The sequence below is a fragment of the Streptomyces sp. NPDC048506 genome, assembly GCF_040651315.1.
GTDB lineage: Bacteria > Actinomycetota > Actinomycetes > Streptomycetales > Streptomycetaceae > Streptomyces.
In genome coordinates, this window is sequence record NZ_JBEZIX010000099.1 from 1 (window position 1) to 16,064 (window position 16,064).

General features: G+C 68.7%; 13 protein-coding genes, 1 tRNA gene and 1 pseudogene. 9 read left to right on the forward strand and 6 right to left on the reverse strand.

Annotated features, from left to right (window positions below; translation table 11 throughout):
• Window positions 1–507 precede the first annotated feature (507 nt).
• Complete coding sequence (locus AB0C96_RS42085; RefSeq protein ID WP_362925485.1) at window positions 508–777, reverse strand: hypothetical protein; 270 nt, start codon at window positions 775–777, stop codon at window positions 508–510.
• A 161-nt stretch (window positions 778–938) separates the two neighbouring features.
• Here AB0C96_RS42085 and AB0C96_RS42090 point away from each other — a divergent pair.
• The 6 genes and pseudogenes from AB0C96_RS42090 to AB0C96_RS42115 all read left to right on the forward strand — a co-directional run bounded on the left by AB0C96_RS42090 (window position 939) and on the right by AB0C96_RS42115 (window position 9,370).
• Window positions 939–3,435 (forward strand): annotated as a pseudogene (locus AB0C96_RS42090) (Helicase associated domain protein).
• 914 nt (window positions 3,436–4,349) lie between these two features.
• Window positions 4,350–4,943, forward strand: a complete 594-nt coding sequence (locus AB0C96_RS42095; RefSeq protein ID WP_362925487.1) for a hypothetical protein — start codon at window positions 4,350–4,352, stop codon at window positions 4,941–4,943.
• Between the two features lie 77 nt (window positions 4,944–5,020).
• Complete coding sequence (locus AB0C96_RS42100) at window positions 5,021–5,839, forward strand: DUF6193 family natural product biosynthesis protein (protein WP_362925504.1); 819 nt, start codon at window positions 5,021–5,023, stop codon at window positions 5,837–5,839.
• A gap of 227 nt (window positions 5,840–6,066) precedes the next feature.
• Window positions 6,067–7,023, forward strand: a complete 957-nt coding sequence (locus AB0C96_RS42105) for a helix-turn-helix domain-containing protein (RefSeq protein WP_362925489.1) — start codon at window positions 6,067–6,069, stop codon at window positions 7,021–7,023.
• Between the two features lie 117 nt (window positions 7,024–7,140).
• The gene (gene gap / locus AB0C96_RS42110; RefSeq protein WP_362925491.1) at window positions 7,141–8,139 is read left to right on the forward strand and encodes a type I glyceraldehyde-3-phosphate dehydrogenase; all 999 of its coding nucleotides are present in this window, start codon (window positions 7,141–7,143) and stop codon (window positions 8,137–8,139) included.
• 841 nt (window positions 8,140–8,980) lie between these two features.
• Window positions 8,981–9,370 (forward strand): VOC family protein, encoded by a 390-nt coding sequence (locus AB0C96_RS42115; RefSeq protein ID WP_362925493.1) that lies wholly within the window; start codon window positions 8,981–8,983, stop codon window positions 9,368–9,370.
• Window positions 9,371–9,666: 296 nt separating this feature from the next.
• On the opposite strand, the gene AB0C96_RS42120 is transcribed toward AB0C96_RS42115, so the two are convergent.
• On the reverse strand, window positions 9,667–9,888 hold the full coding sequence (locus AB0C96_RS42120; protein WP_362925494.1) for a hypothetical protein: 222 nt from the start codon (window positions 9,886–9,888) through the stop codon (window positions 9,667–9,669).
• Between the two features lie 395 nt (window positions 9,889–10,283).
• Here AB0C96_RS42120 and AB0C96_RS42125 point away from each other — a divergent pair, with 395 nt between their 5' ends.
• On the forward strand, window positions 10,284–10,817 hold the full coding sequence (locus AB0C96_RS42125) for a GNAT family N-acetyltransferase (RefSeq protein WP_362925496.1): 534 nt from the start codon (window positions 10,284–10,286) through the stop codon (window positions 10,815–10,817).
• A gap of 265 nt (window positions 10,818–11,082) precedes the next feature.
• Here the strand turns inward: AB0C96_RS42125 and AB0C96_RS42130 are convergent, their stop codons facing one another.
• The 3 genes from AB0C96_RS42130 to AB0C96_RS42140 are packed head-to-tail and all read right to left on the reverse strand — an operon-like array spanning window position 11,083 to window position 12,151.
• A complete protein-coding gene (locus AB0C96_RS42130) occupies window positions 11,083–11,559 on the reverse strand; it encodes a hypothetical protein (protein ID WP_362925497.1) in 477 nt (158 codons plus the stop codon).
• Window positions 11,560–11,564: 5 nt separating this feature from the next.
• Entirely contained in the window at window positions 11,565–11,876 is a 312-nt protein-coding gene (locus AB0C96_RS42135) for a hypothetical protein (RefSeq protein WP_362925499.1), read from the reverse strand.
• Window positions 11,861–12,151: a hypothetical protein gene (locus tag AB0C96_RS42140; RefSeq protein WP_362925500.1), complete on the reverse strand. Its 291-nt coding sequence runs from the start codon at window positions 12,149–12,151 to the stop codon at window positions 11,861–11,863. The genes AB0C96_RS42135 and AB0C96_RS42140 overlap by 16 nt, the downstream gene beginning before the upstream one ends.
• Before the next feature lie 184 nt (window positions 12,152–12,335).
• Between AB0C96_RS42140 and AB0C96_RS42145 the strand changes: the two genes are divergently transcribed.
• Window positions 12,336–12,420, forward strand: a tRNA-OTHER gene (locus AB0C96_RS42145).
• Between the two features lie 119 nt (window positions 12,421–12,539).
• On the opposite strand, the gene AB0C96_RS42150 is transcribed toward AB0C96_RS42145, so the two are convergent.
• Window positions 12,540–12,809, reverse strand: a complete 270-nt coding sequence (locus AB0C96_RS42150) for a hypothetical protein (RefSeq protein ID WP_362925501.1) — start codon at window positions 12,807–12,809, stop codon at window positions 12,540–12,542.
• A gap of 664 nt (window positions 12,810–13,473) precedes the next feature.
• On the opposite strand from AB0C96_RS42150, the gene AB0C96_RS42155 reads away from it, so the two are divergent.
• On the forward strand, window positions 13,474–13,902 hold the full coding sequence (locus AB0C96_RS42155; protein ID WP_362925503.1) for a hypothetical protein: 429 nt from the start codon (window positions 13,474–13,476) through the stop codon (window positions 13,900–13,902).
• Window positions 13,903–16,064 lie beyond the last annotated feature (2,162 nt).

Sequence of the window (16,064 nt, forward strand, 5' to 3'; positions counted from 1 at the left end):
CGCGGAGCGGGTCCCACAGCGCTGCGCGCTGTGCAAGCGGACCACCTCGCTTCGCTCGGTGGTCCGACCCGCTTCGCGGGTCGGACTGGGGTGCTGCGCACCCCAGTTGCCCGGGCTTCGCCCTGGGCTCGGCCCTGTCGGGCCGTCAGATCCCGTGCTTCGCTTGGGATCTGAGTGCGCTTCGCGCATCGGGTCGCTTCGCTCCCCTTGGGCCTTTCGGCTTCGCCTCCAGGCCTGGCCCGCTAGCGCGGGCGGCTGGCTACTGGGGGTGGGGTGTTGTGCCGTCGAGGTTGATGCGCATGGCGGTGCGGAGTTCGGCGAAGCGCTCTTCCCAGTGATCTCTGAGGTCGAGGTAGTTGTGGTCGGTGTGGAGGGCTCCCTCTTCGACCAGGTCTCTCAGGTCTCTCAGGTCTCTTAGGTCTCTTAGGTCTCTTAGGTCTCTTAGGTCTCTTAGGGTCCGGAAGGCCAGGGTGGATGCTTCGATAACTGACGCTGGAGCAATGAGGGCTACCTGGTAGCGCGTTCGTAGGCGTTTCCCTCTTTGAAGGCCTCGATGGCTTTGCGGGCTCGTTCCTCGGGTGTGGTGTGGGCGGAGCGCGCTGCGAGTCGGAGGTTGTTTCGGGTGCGTGCCAGGGCAGCCAGGTAGTCGGCGTAGAGCTGACGTCGGGTGTTGTGCTCGTTGTCTTGACGGGTGCGTTTGGCTCTGGACAGGTCGGCGGTGAGTGTCGCCAGGACGCCGATCACCGCGCCCAGCGCCGTGCTATCAGTGATCCCCATTGCATCCGGCGAGGCTAGCCGGTGCCGGTGCGTGTCAGGGGTGCTCCGGGCTCGGAGGTGTAGTGCTTCATTTTGAGTTACAGATAAAGTATGGATTGAGTGTAGCCCACCGTGCGACGGTCGGCCTTGTCGCGTGGTCAGGTGATCGAAGGGGTCGTTGTATGGCGAGGATGGTGCTGCGGGCTCATCAGCGGGAGGCCGTGGACGCGGTCCTGCGTGCACTCGAACTGCCTGCAGGTGCGCGGGTGCCTTCGCGTGGACTCCGTACGCAGGTGGTCATGGCGACTGGTTCCGGCAAGAGCCTGGTCGCTGTGCGCAGTGCGGAGGAGCTCCACGCGGGCCGTGTGCTGGTGGTCGTGCCCAGTTTTGGACCTCCTGGTCCAGACCGAGGCTGCGTGGCGCGAGGGTGGCCGCCGGGGGCCGATGGTGGGGGTCTCGTCCCTGCGCGGGGAAGATGTGGTCTTCCCGAACACCACGGATGTGGGAGAGCTGGTCGACTGGGTGCGGCCGTTCGACAGGGTGACTGTGTTCGCTACGTACGCGTCCCTCGGGCTCGGCACGCTGGAGCGGGCGCACAAGGGCGGCCTCCCGGGCTGGGACCTGATCGTGGTCGATGAGGCCCATCGGACCTCGGGCCGGATCGGCAAGCCGTGGGCGGTCGTCCACGACAACACCCGCATCCCGTCCCTGCGGCGGCTGTACATGACGGCCACGCCCCGGCTGTGGCATCTGGACGAGGACTCCGAGCAGGGCGCGCCGGGTGAGCTGGTGGCGAGCATGGAGGACGATCCGGACGGGCCGTTCGGGGCCCGTTGCTACACCCTCACGCTGTCGGAGGCGATCGATCGGGGGATCTGCGCGCCGTACCAGGTGGTGTGCGTGGACATTACCGACGCCCAGCTCCAGGTCGCCCAGCTGCTGGGCGTCGAGGGTCGCTCGGACCGGGTGCGCGGCGCCCGTCTCGCGGCTCTGCAGACTGCTCTGGTGAAGGCTTCGGTCGAGGAAGGCTTCCGGCGCTCGCTCGTCTTCCACCACGTGGTGAAGGAGGCTGAGGCTTTCGCGGCCGGCCTTCCCGACGTCGCCGCGCGGCTGCATGCCGCCGACCCCGAGCTCTACCCGCGCACCATCTGGGCGGGCTGGCTGTGCGGCGAGCACAAGCCCCGCCGCCGTCGCCGCGTCCTGGGCGAGTTCGCCGACGGTATCGCCACGGACGGCACGGTCGTGGAGAAGGGCTTCCTGGGTTCGGTGAAGGTCCTGGGCGAGGGCGTCGACACCAAGAACTGCGACTCCGTCTACTGGGCCGACGTACGCGGTTCCATGCCCGACCTCGTCCAGGCCGTGGGCCGCGCGCTGCGGATGCAGCCCGGAGAGGGCAAGATCGCCTCGCTCGTGGTGCCGGTCCTGCTCGGGCCGGGCGAGACGGCGGACAACATGCTCACCTCACAGGCGTTCGGCGGGTTGGCGAAGCTGCTAGAAGCCCTCAGAGCGCACGACACCCGCGTGGTGGAGGCATTTGCCCAGCCGCAGGCGCAAAGCCGCTCCACGGGCGTCCAGAGCCTGTGGGGGGGCCAGGGCAGCGAGGAGCGGAGCCACGAGCAGGGACTGTCGAAGCCGGCTCGGGCGCTGTTGAAATTCAGCACGCCTCGCGACCCCGCGCAGCTGGCGGCGTTCATCAACCTGCGGGTCCTCAACCCAGAACACGAGCACTGGCGACGTGGCGCGGAGGCCTGCGCCATCTACGCCCGCGAGCACGACGGCCTGAAGGTGCCGTTCACGTACCGCGTCCCCGGGGACCAGGAGGCGGAGGGGTGGCCGGCCTCGCTCAGGAACTTCCCGCTGGGGCAGTGGATCGCCGACGTTCGCCGGTTCTACGCCCGCGGGGACATGGACGAGGACCGCGTGGCGCAGCTGGAGAAGCTCGGCATGATCTGGTCGCACTACGACGTCGCGTGGGAGGAAGGGTTGTCGGCGGCGCGTGGGTGGGCCGCCGACAACGGCCACCTGTTGGCTCCGCTGGACGCGACCCACAAGGGCTACAAGGTGGGGATCTGGCTGAAGAACGCGCGCGCTGCCGCCCGCAAGGCCGCCAGGATCGAGCAGCGTCGTGCCGAAGGCCTGCCGGCGGGGTCCTCGGCCGGGGCGCTGACGCAGGAGCGGCGCGAGCAGCTGGAGGACATCGACCCGTCGTGGTGCCCGAGCTGGCCGGTGCAGTGGCAGCGCTGCTTCCACCTGGCCCGGCTGCACCTGGAAGCAGGCGGCACGCTGCCGACCGAGCCGGACATGGTCGTGCACCAGGGCGAGGACCTGGGGCGGTGGGTGAAGTCGGTCCGACTCGGCCGGGAGAAGCTCGCCGGTGCGCAGCAGTGGATGTGCGAGCACATCCTCGGGATCGAACGCGCAACCGAGGACGAGAAGCCGAAGCCGCGCCGTACACAGGCCGACAAATGGGCCGCCAACCTCACCGCCGCCACCCAATACTACGAACGTGAAGGGCACCTGAACGTACCCCGCAAGCATGTCGAGACCGTACTCTCCATCGACGGCCGGGAGCTGCAGTTCCGGCTCGGGGCCTGGATCAGCAACCAACGCTCCCGAGCCGCGACACTGCCCCCGAAGCGGATACAGGCACTGTCCGCCATCGGCATGCGATGGACATGACGAGGGGCAAGAACGCTTCGAGGTAGCCGGCGGCGGGCCCGGGCGGCCAAAACCGTGCGACCCGCCCCAGTTCGGCTGAGACGTGTCAGTGCAGGGTGGTGGACTGGCCGGTCTCCAGGTCCAGTGCGGCGACGGGGCGGTGCTTGTCGTGCTTGCGCCGTTGTCCCGGCCGCGCCTGTTCTCGGTTGCGGCGGATTCTGACGCATCAGGGCACCGCGGCGGTCTCACTGCGGGAGTCACGCCTGGCATGCGGACGCGGTGGCGCGCAGGGCAGGCTTGTCGGTTGCCCTGGGCCGGCTCGACCGGCGCCTGGCGGAAGTCGGTGACCTGCTGGGGCGTTTCGGCCTCCTGCGTAGTCAGTACGATTGGGATCTTGCCCGTCGGTGATGGTCAGCGAAGCAGCGTGAGGACATCACCGCACAGCGCGCCGGAAGCAGGCTCAGGCCGGGCAGGCCGACGAAGAGATCGTCTGATCGACGAGGGACTACGCCCCTTGCAGAGTGAGGCCGCCGAGGTGGTGTCGGCACGCTCTACCGTCGAGCAGGAACTCGGGCTCCACCGCAGGGTCCAGGAACTCGAGGACGTCAGAGCGAATCTGGTCGCTGATGGCGCACAGTCGGGTGGACGACCCAGCGGCAGTATCCCTTTCGCAACTGTGGCCGAAGTCGGCCGTGCCGACGAACGCACCTGGAGGGCTGGCAGGTTCGCATCCGCGATGTGGCCTGCGACCAGTACAAGGCCGGGTTGTTCGTCGGGAGCGCGCCCGCTCCGGCCACGGAAAGGGGATGCACGCGGTGCTGCACGCTGCCTTGCCGCGTTGTTGAGGCTCTGTGGAATTGGCTTTGGCCGCAGTTCCGTGAATCCCCAGGTCAGCGAAGTGAGCGAGGGATCGTTTCGGCAGAGTATGTCCCGGCATGGCGAGCAAGACGGTCGAGGCTGTGCTGTTTCCCGGGGTCGATGTGCGAGTGGAGTGCGTCAGCGACTCCTGCGACGTCCTTGTGGTGGAGGCCGCGTCCGCCGCTCGCCCCGGCCGGTTCCCAGACTGCCGGAAGCAGGCGAGACGCGTACACAGCACGTACCAACGGGCTTTGGATGAAAGGATGTTGGGATCTCGTCGGGTCGTGATCCGGCTGCGGGTTCGCCGGTACTTCTGTGACCGGAAGAGCTGTTCCCGTAAGACGTTCGTCGAGCAGTTGCCGGGCCTGTCAGAGCGGCACCGCCGCTCCAGCACCGGGCTGACAGGCTGGCTGTGGTCGATCGCGATCGAGGTCGGCGGATGTCCGGCCGCGCGGTTGTGCTGCCGCCTGCGGCTGGCCGCGGGCCGGACCCGGCTGCTCAGGCTGTTGACGGCGCCGACGGTGCCGGCCCGTGCGTCGCGGGTTCTGGGGGTGGACGAGTTCGCCTTCCGTAAGGGCTGTACCTATGGCACTGTGCTGGTCGGCGTCGCGCCGGCCGGGTCGTGGACGTGCTGCCCGATCGCACCTTTGCGACGTTCGCGGCGTGGCTGACCGAGCATCCCGGAGGGGAGATCATCTGCCGGGATCGGGCCACCGCTACACCAAGGCGGTCAGGGATGCTGCCCTTCATGCCCTGGAAGTCGCTGATCGCTGGCGCCTGTTGCAGAACCTGCGGCGGTGGAGAAGATCTGTCACCAGCACCGCAACTGCCTGCGCAACGTGCCGAGGAGGGGACGGTGATCGAGGTGCCGGAGCCGCCCCGATGCTGTTACCGCCTCGGAGCCGCCCAGCACCCAGATCGTCGAACGCACCCGCCAGACATAGCGGCAGCACGCCGTCGCGGGCCGGCTGACGTTGTCGAGGCCCATTGGCAGTCCCTGCGACTCAGCTGGCGGTGGAGGCATGCAGTGCACCAGATCCGCTCGCCCGGGCGCCCCTATCCGGGCATCGTTGCGCTGTTGGAGGCTGCCGCCGCTCAACCACGACTCCGGCGGTTGTGTCCGTTCACCAGCCACTTCGCCCTGCTCTTCAGCAGTTCCACCAGCTACCCCTGGACTGTGCAGGCCGGATCGATCGAGCCCCTGGAGACCGGACGGTTCAAGGTTCGCCGACGCAGTCCTGTCGCCGTGATCGGGAAGTCGAGACCGCCGAAGAGGCTGTGGCTCTGGTGCTTGAACTCCTGCCCACCGGTCCCGAGCCCGTCATCACCGACTCCGCGGGCGAGCGCGTGTGACGGTGTGTGGCCGCGCCCGTGTGACGGTGTGTGGCCGCGCCCGTGTGACGGTGTGTGGCCGCGCCCGTCGGTATCAGCACCCCGCGGCCTCTACTGGAGATCATTCACGGTAGAGCGGCCAGAGCTCTGGAATTCTCCACAGCGCTCATCTCGTTCCCCGAGGCCTGCTCTTGTTCCCCACCCAGCGAGGTGGCCGATGGCTGTGAAGCTGTAACTGAGTGCTTCCCGTGAGCGGCTGGCTCTGCCCGGCGGGGTGCTGATGAGGTCTGGAGAGCGTGGAGGGGGAGGTTCTCTTGAGTGCGGGTTGGTCTCGGATCGGCTGGAGTTGGGTGAAGGGTGGGACGGGCGGTGGACTGCAAGGTGGAAGACGCCCGGGCGGTGTGTGGTCTGCCCGGTCCGCGCAGGGGGCGTCTCCAAGTCACGCCCGCGTACCCTCTTCGTGTGCCAGCCTCCCGCCTGCTTCGCGTCGCCGTCCTTGTGCTCGAGGGTGCGAAGCCGCTCGATGTCGGCATTCCCGCGCAGGTTTTCACCACCCGCGCGAGCATGCCGTACGAGGTGCGGGTGTGCGGGGCGAGGCCCGGTCTCGTGGCCGGCGGTGATGGCCTGGCGTACTGCGTCGCCCACGGCCTGGACGCGCTTGTGTGGGCCGATATCGTCTTCGTTCCCGGTTATCGGTTCCCGGACCGCGACGACCCGCCGCAGGCCGTCGTCGACGCGCTGATCGCCGCCCACGACCGGGGCGCGCGGCTCGCTGCCATCTCGACGGGTGCCTTCGCGCTCGCTGCCACGGGCCTGCTCGACGGTAGGCGCGCCACGACGCACTGGCACTACACGCGGGCGCTGGTGGCCAGGCATCCGCTCGTTCAGGTCGATGAGAACGTGCTGTTCGTCGACGAGGGCAGCGTGCTCACCTCGGCCGGCGCCGCCTCCGGCATCGACCTGTGCCTGCACATCCTGCGCGGCGATCTTGGAGTGGCTGCGTCCAACCACGCGGCTCGGCGTCTGGTTGCCGCCCCCTACCGCAGCGGCGGCCAGGCCCAGTACGTGCCGCGCGGCGTTCCCGAGCCGCTCGGCGAGCGGTTCGCCGCCACCCGCGAGTGGGCGCTGCACCGGCTCGGTGAGCCGCTCACCCTCGACATACTGGCGCGGCGGGCCGGGGTCTCGCCGCGTACGTTCTCCCGGCGCTTCGTCGAGGAGACCGGCTACACGCCGATGCAGTGGGTGATGCGTGCCCGCATCGATCTGGCCCGCGAGCTGCTCGAGCGCTCGCAGCGCAGTGTCGAACAGGTCGCCGCCGACGTCGGGCTCGGCACCGGTGCGAACCTGCGCCTGCACTTCCAGCGCATCTTGGGCACCACACCGAGCGAGTACCGGCGCACCTTCACCCGGGGCGAGTAACCGCCCGGCGCCGCGTGGCGGGATCCTTGGCGGGATCCTTTTGAACCGTGGCGATCTGGCCACTGTCAGCGGCGCGGGCCGCGGGCGAGTCTGGTGGGAAGGGAAGGGACCTCACTTATGACTCGCATCGCCATCAACGGATTCGGTCGCATCGGGCGCAATGTGCTGCGCGCACTGCTGGAGCGTGACAGCGCGCTTGAGATCGTCGCTGTCAACGACCTGACGGAGCCTGCCACTCTCGCCCGGCTGCTCGCCTACGACAGCACAGCCGGTCGGCTCGGGCGCCCGACGGGCGTCGACGGGGATGTCCTTGTCGTCGACGGCCGTCGGATGACGGTGTTGGCCGAGCGCGAGCCGGCGCAGCTGCCGTGGGGCGAACTCGGCGTCGACATCGTCCTGGAAGCCACCGGCCGCTTCACCTCGGCCAAGGCCGCCCGCGCCCACCTCGACGCGGGCGCGAAGAAGGTGCTCGTCAGCGCGCCGTCGGACGGCGCTGACGTCACGCTCGCGTTCGGGGTCAACACCGATGCCTACGACCCGGCCGTGCACACGATCGTCTCCAACGCCTCCTGCACCACCAACGCGCTCGCGCCGCTGGCCGCGGTCCTCGACGAACTCGCCGGTATCGAGCACGGGTTCATGACGACGGTGCACGCCTACACGCAGGAGCAGAACCTGCAGGACGGTCCGCACCGTGACGCCCGTCGCGCCCGGGCCGCCGGTGTCAACATCGTGCCGACCACGACCGGCGCGGCCAAGGCGATCGGCCTGGTGCTGCCGAACCTCGACGGCAAGCTGTCGGGCGACTCGATCCGTGTACCGGTGCCGGTGGGCTCGATCGTCGAACTCAACACGACCGTCGCCCGCGACGTGACGCGCGAGGACGTGCTGGCGGCGTACCGCGCCGCGGCGCAGGGGCCGCTCGCCGGCATCCTGGAGTACTCGGACGACCCGCTCGTCTCGTCCGACATCGTGGGCAATCCCGCCTCGTCGATCTTTGACTCGGCCCTCACCCGCGTCGAGGGCCGCCACGTCAAGGTGGTCGCGTGGTACGACAACGAGTGGGGGTTTTCGAACCGGGTGATCGACACGCTCGAACTCCTCGCCACCCACTGACCGGACGCCGGGGAACCGCCCGGAGGCGGGGTGATACCCCGCCTCCGGCGACCGTGCCGGCCAGCGCTTCCTTGGCGCTCTGGTTGTCCAGTCGGGCCAGCCAGAGCGCTCAGCCGCAGGAGCGGGTCTAGCCGGCCTTGCAGGGGGCGGGAGCGCCACGGCCGGTCCGGGGGCTCGTCGAGCGTCTCGATCCGCGATGGCCTACGGCCACACCCGACACAGTCCGCGGCGCCCTCGAACCTGGCGGCTATCAGACGGACCCGCCCCTTGGTCAAGCCCACGACCAAGGGGGGACGAAGAGCGGAGCCGGGGGGTTTCAAGGAGCCCCAGCACTGGACGCCGCGAAGTCGACTACACCTTTGAGAGCTGCCCCGGCACCTTGACGGGTTCGCCACGTCCGACACCGACGCCTTCGGCCCCGCCGGACTGCGGCGCCACTGTTGACCAGCTGCTTCCTGCTCGACCGCACACTGGTCAGCAGCTGAGGCTCCGGCTCGGAAACCGAACTGAAGTACACGGCTGCGACCAGCAGCGGCTCGGCGGGCACACCGGTGTCGGCATGGCCGGCCCGCCCGGCCACCGCATGCTGGATGGCCGAGGAGCGGGCCGACTTCGTCCGGGAGCTTTCGGCTGGCGCGGCGGAATTGCTCGCCGTCGCCGCCGGGCGTCCCGGCGAGCGGAACGTCCCAGGCCGTGACGGTTGTGGGGGCTTACCTCGGCGCCGTCCTGCCACGGTCAGCCTTCTTTGGCCATACGTCCCTCGACCGGTTTCCCGCCCGGCGGGACGACGTGGCGCAGTGTCGCAGTGTCGTCGCCACCGTGCGCGGCTATGGTCGGGAAGGTGACGACTCGCATACGGCGCCTGGCCATCCCAGCCCGGGATCCTGCAGCACTCGCCCGGTTCTGGGGCGGGGTGTTGCTCCGCCCGGTGATTGACGGCAGTGATGGCCTTCACCTGCAGATGGTCGAGGGGAACGAGCCGCAGCAGCTGTACTTCACACCGTCGGCGGCCCGATCGTTTCCAGGCGACGGCCCGTTCCTGAGTGTCGGGGCGCTATGCGGCACGATCGCCGACGAGGTCGGACGGCTCGTTTCCCTCGGCGCCAAGCTTCTCCATGAGGAACCCGCCGATCTGCGGTCGGTGATGATGCTGGACCCGGAAGGCCACCCGTTCAGGGTCGAGTTGAGCGAAGAGGAGCTCCTCGACGAAGAGGTCGACCCCTTGCGGTAACGACGGCTGCGTCGGTGCACTGTGCTGTCTGTGGCCGTGTTCAGCTGCGGCTCCCGCTCCGTCTGACCACGGCACATACCGCTGCACGAGCTGGGCGTCCACACCTTCGCCGATTCGCCCGGCCTCAGCGAACTCGTCATCGTCGCCCACGCGCCGCGCCACACGTCGACCCGCCTGGTCGGCACCGCCGTCGCGATCCAGTCCAGCGTCGCGCGGGCGAAGGCGATGTACGACAGCACCCCTCGCCTGCGTCGCCAGTGTTCGAATCTTGTTCGGTGACAGGCCAGCTCACGAGGTCATAGCTTGTGTAGTCCCGTGTACGGGCCGACGATTCGCACTTCGTGCGAGCCGAAGTCGACGAGCATCGCGGTCCCGTCCTCGACACCGATGACCTTGCCCAGGCCGTACCGGTCGTGTGAGACCCGTTCCCCGAGGGCGAAGTGCTTGGCCGGCGGAGCAACCGGGGCTTTGAAGGGGCTCGTGGACAGGTGGCGCCGGGGCGCGGATCGTTTCGTCATAGGGGGCCAGTATGCGCCGTGTAGGGGGCGCCGTATATGGGGTCAGTATGGTCCGTCGGGGTTCCTGAACGGTCAGGCCGGCAGTCGCCGGCGTCGACTCGATCGGCCGCTCGCCTGTGATCACCGGGCCGTCTGCGAAGGGGGTCTCAGAAGGGGGCGCAGCGGGCACAGCTCGATGAGTTCAGCGCCGTCGTTACCGAACGCCGTGGTCGTTCATCAGGCGGGCTGGTGTCCATGCTGCGCACCTGCAGTTTTCGGCACCCCGCTATGTGACGCCGTAGACGCTGCACGGTAGCGGCAATGCGACCACAACAGGCCGCACCACCGGCTCGGGAGGACCAGCACGGCGAGTGCCGATTTCCGATGAGGCTCTTGCCTTCGGCAGGATGGGCGCCATGATCGAGATCCGCACCCCCCGCCTGCTGCTCCGTCGCTGGCATGACGACGACCTTGCGCCTATGGCGGACATCAACGCAGACCCGCGAGTCATGCACTGGGTCGACGACGGCTCGGTGCGCGACCTGGACCACACGGCAGAGGCCATCGAGCGGTGGGAGGAGGAGTGGGACGAGGAGGGCTTCGGGCTCTTCGCCGTCGAGCTGCTGGGCTCGGGTGAACTGGCCGGCTTCACGGGTCTGTCGGTGCCTGAGTTCCTGCCGGAGGTAGGGCCCGCCGTGGCGATCAGCTGGCGGCTCGGCTCACAGTTCTGGGGCCAGGGATATGGGTCCGAAGCCGCCCAGGCCACGCTGGAGTTCGCACTCCAGGACCGTGGCCTCGACCGCGTCATCAGCATCAGCCGAGTGGGTGACGATGCCTCCGAGAACGTCATCCGCAAGCTCGGCATGGTATTGGAGCGCGAGACGGCACACCCGGTGTACGGCATTGCGCTGCGCGTTCACGCCATCGACCTCACCGAGTACCAGGCGTGACCAGCCAAACCGTCGGGCCATCACGAGACAGCCGACCGCGCCATACGTCCTCGACCGCGATGATCACCGCGGCGTGCGACACCCAGGCGGACGATGCTGCTTTCCCGCCGTGACCTGTGCTTTCACCGAACTGCGGCCAGAGTCACGGTGCAACCGACACCGACCCCGCAAGAGGTTGCCGCCGACCAACCGCCCCCGATCCTGTCCGCCACCTCACCGACGCCATGATCGGGACCGGGCACCGCCCCGGGACATCTGGCGCGACTCATTCATGGGCGAGCACGACCGCCAGCAGCCACAGAGCCCGGCCACCGGTGACCTGCCACAGCCGTGCGGTGCCGTCCCAGCTACCGCTGGCGAGCACGTGGCCGCCCGGGGCGAACGCCAAAGACGTCACCACGTCGTCGTGGGTCCCCCGTGACAAATCCCGCAGGTCCAACAGCCGGTCGGAGTTGGCGAACACGCGGCCCTCAGGGCTGAACGCCGCTTGGTAGGCCCCACCGGCAATCACGCTGACGCGCTTGGGGTGTGCCGGGTCGGTGACATCCCAGAACAGGGTGGACCCGCCGACCGAGACGAGCGTGCGGCCATCCGGGCTGAACGCCACCGACCAGACGATCGCGCGATGGCCGAACAGGACGGCCGGTCGCCGCGCCCGCGCTCTGCCGCTGACGTCCCAGACCCGTGCGGTGTGATCCCAGCTACCGGTCGCCACGGCTCGACCATCAGGGCTGAACGCCACCGAGGTCACCGTGTCGCTATGGCCGCGCAGCACGTCGAGCAGACGCGGATGCGCGGGGTCGGTGACGTCCCACAGCCTGGCCGTGGTGCCGCCGGTTCTCGCCAGCGTGCGGCCGTCCGGCCGAACGCCGCCGAGGTGACCATGCCGGTGTGGCCCGGCAGGGTGGCCAGCAGCCGCGGATGCCGGGGATCGTGCACGTTCCACAGCCGCGCCGCACCATCGGCATGGCCGGTGACGAGGACGTCGCCGCCGGGCCGGAACGCCACCCACCTCGGCGCGACCCGCTTGTCCGGCAGGGTGCTCAGCCCGATGGGCACGCGCCGGTTCGCCACCTCCCACAACCGCACCGATCACGCGCTCGCCGTTGCCAGGACACGTCCGCCCCACCCGAACGCCACCGACAGCAGCCGCTCCGGCTGATGCAGGACAGCCAACTGGACGGGCGGTGGGCGTCCCCGACGCCCCACAGCCGGACCGTGCGGTCCCAACTCGCGGTGACCAGGAGCGTGCTCTTGGTGGCGAAGGAGATCGAGACCACATCCGAGGTGTGGCCGGCCAGCCGGCTCGTGTACAGCGTCACGAACGCACTCATCAGCTGATCACGGACGTCGTCGGTGGCTGCCAGCCGGTACACGGCCAGCTCAGCTGCGCGGCGAGCGAGGGGCTGCGCTACCGTACCTCGACCGACTCCGCGGCGGCCTTCACCAACCTTGCGCTGGGGCCTGTGTGGGAGAAATAGAAGGCGGCGCCGGTGTTCGGGGAGATACGCTCCGCCTGGCCATGCGTCGTCCAGCGGCCCAGGACACCGCGCTCGGGCTCGCCCCGACGCGGAAACCCCGGTTCGAATCCGGGCGATGGCCACCTGCCCCACCGGCATGGTGAGACGGGTCCTCACGCCACAGTGACAGGCACCGTCTCCGCTACCGCGGCGAACACGTTCGGCCGCACCTCTCGCGCCCAGCCCCGTACGGCCAACCGCCTCACCCGCAAGCGCACCCCTCGATCCGGGCCGGCGTCGTCCCCCAGCCCAGCCGCACCGCGATCGGCTTCACCCGCAGCCCGTCGGCCGCCTCCGGCAACGCAAAGACCGCGAGGATCCGCTGGTACTCGGGCGCGAGCACCTCCACACCGACACCCCGGCCCGGTGCGACACCATCGAGCCCGCCACCGTCGCCGCAAACAGGCCCGCCACCGTCGCCGGGAGCATCGGCCAGGACCTCGGCCACCACCGCCCGCGCATCGCCGGCCACGCAAGGGCGCCTTCGGCGGCTCCGCGCGCGGCCTGCACCCGCTCAGCCTCCTCCCGCAGCCGGCAACCTCTTCGCGGACCTTCTTCTCCCGAGCCTCCAGCAAACCGAGTACCGACGGCACCAGCCACCCCACGAACACGACAACCGGACGAATCTCCTCAACTCTCCCGCCACCGACGGGAATTCATGCCCACCCACCCGAACCAGTCGATCATGTTCGGAAAGCGAACGGCTTCTGAGCAGATCCTTTGACATGCAGTGGACTCGCAACACGTCAAACCCCGCTGATGCACGAACAATTCAGCTCTCACTGAAAGCATCGCGCCGCTCTGCCAGAACGGGGAGCCTGTTAGGCGTCAACCAACCAGCGACCTCATCGCAGACCACCGCCCGCCCATCCACCACGCCGACGGACTCACATGGGCGTTGGTGTCCTGTGACTCCAACACCCGCGGCGCGATCAACGGCCTCGTCGGCTGTCGCCGCCCTGACCAGCACACGCAGAATCCCTTGGCCGGGGCGGAACACAGGATCGCGCAAAAACAATGAGCTCCCGAAAACTCAAAATCAGGCAAGCCATGAGAGCCAGCCGGCCTTGGCCATCAGGGTCCCAGGACCGGCTATGCGCCCAAGTCGCCCTTGACCAACGACGAAGGAGAACTCCATGCACTGGATTCGGCGCTCCATGACCGGCGCGGCAGTGGTCGCGCTGACCGGCGCACTGCTGGCCTCGGCCCCCGCGTACGCCGATCACGCTCCAACGCACACCCGTCCAGCAGCAATCGTCACCGGCGTCCCCGGCGCGAGCCAGACGCCCGCCTGGACGTCGGCCGTAGGCCCGCTGGGCGTGGTCCAATGGACACGAAGCTGCGGAACAACCTATGGCGGCTTCACCACGAGCGCGCTTGCCGAGACCACGAAGGGAAGCGACGGATCCTGCCAGGGCGGCGCCTGGATACGGGTCAAGTGGCGGGGAGAGTGGAGCCGCTGGGAGTACGACCCGTCCCGGGCAAGGATGTCAATGGGTGGGGGCATCCAGGAGGCCCAGCACAAGGGTTGCGCCACGTGCAAGGTGTACACGACGTACCCCTGACGGCAGGTTGCCCCGGCCCTGCCTCAACACGAGGAACCCCTTTGAGGCAGAGCCAGGGGCTCTACCCGCCTGGACAGCTATCTGCCGCCGCAGATGGCGGCCATGGCGAGGAAGATGGCCGACGCCCTGGAAGTGCCACAGCCGACACCTGCGTGACGGTCCCGCGCCGCGGCCGATGCGCCTGCCTGAATCCGGGAGCATCCATCGGTCGAACACCACCCACCGACCAGATGACCGCCCACGCCTCTCCGGTGAGCCTGCCGCCTCCACGCGGATACCCAGCTCGCTCCGCCCCGGATACCCCGGGCACCACACCGCACAGCGCATACCCGAATGCATACCCCACCCTGGATACCCACCAGTGAGCAGGACCTATTCGCTACGCATCGGACACGGCCATCACAGCGCCGCAGCGCATCGGACACGCCGCCGTGGGGTGCACACCGCACCGCCATGACTGACCGGCCGACGTCAGCCATGACACATGGCCGACGCCGGAATATCGGCCATCAGCCAGCGGCCATGCAGCGGACCGGCCACGGCCGATGCGACACGACTCAGCCACCTCCCGTGTACTCCCCATCAACCATCGGCCATAACGCCCGTAATCAACTTCGCGCGACGACCTCGCGCAGGTGACTGACGCCTCGGCGTGCGGACGGCCGATCGGCGCCAGGAGCCAGGCCGTACCGCACCAGAAGCTGGAGCGCGTGGCCGCGACGGACGGCCGAGGGGAGCCGTGGGAAGCCACCCCACGGGCGTCTGCGCGGCCGACAGCGCCGCACGAATCGACACTGCAGAAGAACGTCGGGCCAGTCCCGCAGCCGGTCACCGTGGCGCCTCGGCACGTTCCGCCTCCCACCACGCGACGATCCGCGCATCCGGGCCCACAAACACATACCGGATGCGACCACCCTCACGAGCCGGAGCCATAGCTACGCTCCGAGCCGGCTTACGCCCCACCTCTTCCCGCCGCACCGCGCGGTCCCAAATGGAGAAAAAGGGCCTCTTCCTCCTCCTAAGGAAGAGGTGTCAGCAGCAGGACCCACATACCCACACGCCCTGACCTGCACGAATGCACCTGAGTTCCAAAACGACCTGGTACGCACGGTGGAACGCACCGTGGTACCCACGGTGGTACCGGCCCAGGACTGCTCCGAGCGGCACCGGCCATTCCGACGGCCGGCCAGAAGCCTCAGCTACACACAGCCCCCGCCAACTGTGCAACCACGGCTCATCCTCGGCGCCGCCGATCGCCTACCGGCAGGGCCGTACCGGGAGTGGCAACGCCGGACCACACGTGACACAAGCGTGGCGCTACGCCAGCGCCTGATGACGCCGAGGGCCTCTCGGCCGGGTTATGGCCGGCCGAGCTACCGCACCGGCACTGGCCGCCCTCCGGAAGGCCCCCGAGGCAGATACCCCTACTCGGTGTGCGCATACCCCACGGCAGCCACGGCCAGGCGATGAGACCCAGAAGCCGGGCTCCACCGGCAGCCACACAGACAAGGGAACCCAGGACGAAACACCACAAGGCACGCCGCCACCAAGGGCTGCCATGCAGCACCCGATCACGCAGACCCGCCAGCATTCGCAGGGGCCATGAGCGCACCAACTCCCCCCGGATTGGCTATCGATACCCCGCGGATTCCGCGTCGCTCGTGATCGCTTCCATCTCGGTGCGGAGCACGCGGACCATCGCCGTATTGCGAAGCCGGACCGTCATGGCAGACCGGCCTGCCCCTGCCCCTCCGCGAAGAGGCGTACTGTCACCAACTCCCCCAGAACCATGACCCGGCGGATCTGCACCCCGGCACGGTGAGGGGCGTACGCCCCCGCCTCCAGAGCAACGCACCCCGCTCCACCCGCATCCGAGTACGGCCCCTGGTCAGGACAACTCCTGCGGCGGACTCACTGTTCGATTCGCCCATGGCAGCGCATCCTAGACACATCAAGGAGCAAATAAGCCTCCCCGAAAAAGAGCGGACTTCACACCGCCGGTGAGGAATCGCAGTAACCCCGGCCCAAGACCACGACCGGGGTTACCGATCATGCCGACCGGCTCAGCACTTAGAGCTCCTAACGCAATGTGACTTGCAAGCGTCGCCAGCAGATGAGTGAGCAGGCGAGTTTGAGGAACGCTTCGTGGATGTCGTCGCGGG